This is a genomic window from uncultured Phenylobacterium sp. (assembly GCF_902826855.1).
Classification (GTDB): domain Bacteria; phylum Pseudomonadota; class Alphaproteobacteria; order Caulobacterales; family Caulobacteraceae; genus Phenylobacterium.
In genome coordinates, this window is the sequence record NZ_CADEGK010000340.1 from 1 (window position 1) to 2,625 (window position 2,625).

Annotated in this window: 3 protein-coding genes; 1 reads left to right on the forward strand and 2 read right to left on the reverse strand. The window is 61.1% G+C overall.

What is annotated here, in order from left to right; genetic code table 11:
• Positions 1–12: 12 nt before the first annotated feature.
• Positions 13–312 carry a DNA cytosine methyltransferase gene (locus QZV94_RS24450; protein WP_367255309.1) on the reverse strand — a complete coding sequence of 100 codons (300 nt, stop codon included), beginning with the start codon at positions 310–312 and terminating at the stop codon, positions 13–15.
• Positions 313–591: 279 nt separating this feature from the next.
• Here QZV94_RS24450 and QZV94_RS24455 point away from each other — a divergent pair, with 279 nt between their 5' ends.
• Positions 592–1,053: a hypothetical protein gene (locus tag QZV94_RS24455; protein ID WP_293683000.1), complete on the forward strand. Its 462-nt coding sequence runs from the start codon at positions 592–594 to the stop codon at positions 1,051–1,053.
• On the opposite strand, the gene QZV94_RS24460 is transcribed toward QZV94_RS24455, so the two are convergent.
• Positions 993–2,303 (reverse strand): ATP-binding protein, encoded by a 1,311-nt coding sequence (locus QZV94_RS24460; RefSeq protein ID WP_293683002.1) that lies wholly within the window; start codon positions 2,301–2,303, stop codon positions 993–995. The genes QZV94_RS24455 and QZV94_RS24460 overlap by 61 nt on opposite strands.
• Between the last annotated feature and the right edge of the window lie 322 nt (positions 2,304–2,625).

Sequence of the window (2,625 nt, forward strand, 5' to 3'; positions counted from 1 at the left end):
GAAATATAATGGTCAGGACAGCGAAATCAGCGCCTTACTTGGGAAATGTGGGCTTAGGCCGGCACCGCCGCCGGCAAGCGAGAGGTCCTGGCAGGGGAACGATCCCCAGACGAGATCAGCCCTACCAGGGAGAGCATCGGCTTTGATCTGGCCGACGTCGCCGACCAGCAGCTCGCCGCCGGTCCCCCAGTTCCTCTGGTAGGTCATGCCTTTCTTCGCGTCGAAGTCGTTCGCGAACAGGCAGCTCCACCCTGAGCCTAGGCCCGCTCGCGCCATGCCCCCGCCGGCGAAGAATTCGTAAAAGCTAGGCATGTTCGCCGCCTTCCCCTTGTGTGCGACGCAGGCGATCTCTCGCCAGCTTCTCTTCTATTGCTTCGGTTATCCAAGTGTTACGAGAAACGGTACCTGGTCGTGCAGCCCGAGCGGCGTCAAGCGCGTCAAATGTTTCCGCCGGCAGGCGCAGATTGATCCGGTCTAGCGACCTGACGGTGGCGGTTTTCGAATCGGCTAACATGGCGCCACGCTGACGCCAGGTATAGTTCTTATTTTGTTCCAATTTCTATTAAAGTCAACCTCTAACGCCGTATCCCGATGGAAACCTACGCCGTTGAGCTGGTCCGCAATTTTCCCGCCGCGGCGCTAATCAACCCCAGTGCCGAGGAACTCGACAATGGGGAAGAGGACTGCCTCGCGGGTAACCTGCACTACCGCGATTTGCGGGGCTTCAGCTGGGACGACGTCGCGGACGTCCTCCAGCGGGAAGCGGCGCTCTTTGAGCGCTTTGCCGCCGCTGTTGACCGGGATCAAGAAGCAGAGCGGTTCGACGAAGAGCGTGCGGACGCCCTCGACGAACTCGACGCGATCTGGGACCTCGACCTTGGCACGGCTGCGGCCACGCTCGCTCTATCAGCTCTGGGCGCGGTCCCGGTTGCCAGCTGCAATGCGGGAGGGTTCGGCGGCCATCATGTCGCGGGATTTCCCTATGTTGCCTTCTACATTGGTACCGCGAAGGCGGCTGGGCTGATGACGTCGAAGGCTCTAGCCATCACGTAGTCCGGTGAACGACCGAGCAATTCGTCGGTCGACACGCTGCTAGCGCGGTCCATCGAGTAGACCCATGACCCTTCTGGCAAGTCGGCGACGATGAGGGGGCTGTGGGTGCTAAAGATGAAATGGCAGCCCGAGTAGGTTGCGAACACCTCGCGCATCAGGTGGACATATTTGCTCTGCCACTCTGGGTGCAGGCTCGTCTCCGGTTCATCTACCAGCACGAGGCTTCCATCGCGTAGGTGGGCAGCGATCGAGAGAAACACCGTCAGGATACTGATCTCGCCAGAGCTGGCTTCACGCAAATCGTGGCGGGTTCCGTCAGACCTCCACACATCGATCGACGACAGAGTGAGCGCGCCAAGGCGGCGGAGCAGTCGCAAAGCTTCGACGTCGAACGGCAAAGCCGGCGTCCCATCGCCAAACCGCAGATCAAGCTCCAGACCTTGCTTGGCCAAGAACGGCGTGACGCCGGCTAGTATTTCGCGCAGCGAGGCTTCGCTAAGGGCCCCTGATCTTACGACGTTCCGGAGACGCTTCAGAAGCCTCGTATCGTCTTCCTTGGCGTCATCAAGGTGGACACCGCCCTGCAGGAATGCCTGCACATCACGCCCGATCGTGGCCTTGAGCTTCGCGCGGATGCGGGGTGCGTATCCCAACAATTCGAACACGCCGCGCAGCCGAACGGCCTCGGCGGCGCTCCGCTGGCCCCCTAGCCCTTCCAGGGCGCGATAAAGCAAGGCCACAATTGAGGCGCGGTTCGTGCGATCGCGCATGCCGATGTAGTGGTAGAAAGACACGCCGTCGCGAAGTTGCTCAATATTCCCGAGCGGGATGTCGTCGCCGTCGCTAGACGGCTCCAGCGGGAATTTGTCGACTGGAGTGAGCGCCACGGCGATCACCCGAGTGGGGAGCGGCGTCGGTGCTTCCAGATCTTCGAGCGTCAGCGATTCAGTCGGGTGGCCGCGCAAAGCAACGCGGGTCCCATCGCAGAGGTATTCAAGGCAATCAAGTCGAGCATAGCGGTCGCGCCCGGACCCGCCGCGGTACATGCTCGCGAAGTCGCTCGCGATATTACCGAGCAGGCGGCTCTTCCCTGATCCATTGTTGCCGATGATAATTGAATAGTTGCATTCCGACCCACCCGGCGCGTTCGGATCAGAGAAGATGACCGTCGGAGGCAGACTGCCCCTCAATTGTAATCCGCCATCGGGCGCTGCACCGCCGGCTCGTATTAGTCGAAAGGTATGGGCCATCGCAGGTCGACTCAATCGAGAGGGTGTTGCTCAGCCTACGAGGTTGAATACCTTGGTCGCAACCTGCGGTCGGAAGGAGTCGACCGGCTCCAGATCTACGGACGAGCCTCAACGCAGCACCCAGAAACCCGACCTTCCCGAGGTCGCAGTTGAGTCACAAGGGCTCATACGCTCCCCACCCCCGCCGTTGACTCACATCCCCCCGCCTGTATAACCGCCCACCTCTCGCCCGCGGGCCCTCCTGCGGGCGCGTTTGGTATTGCACAAACTCTAGTATTCCGAAGGCGCGAACGATGTACGCGGTGATCAAGACCGGCGGCAA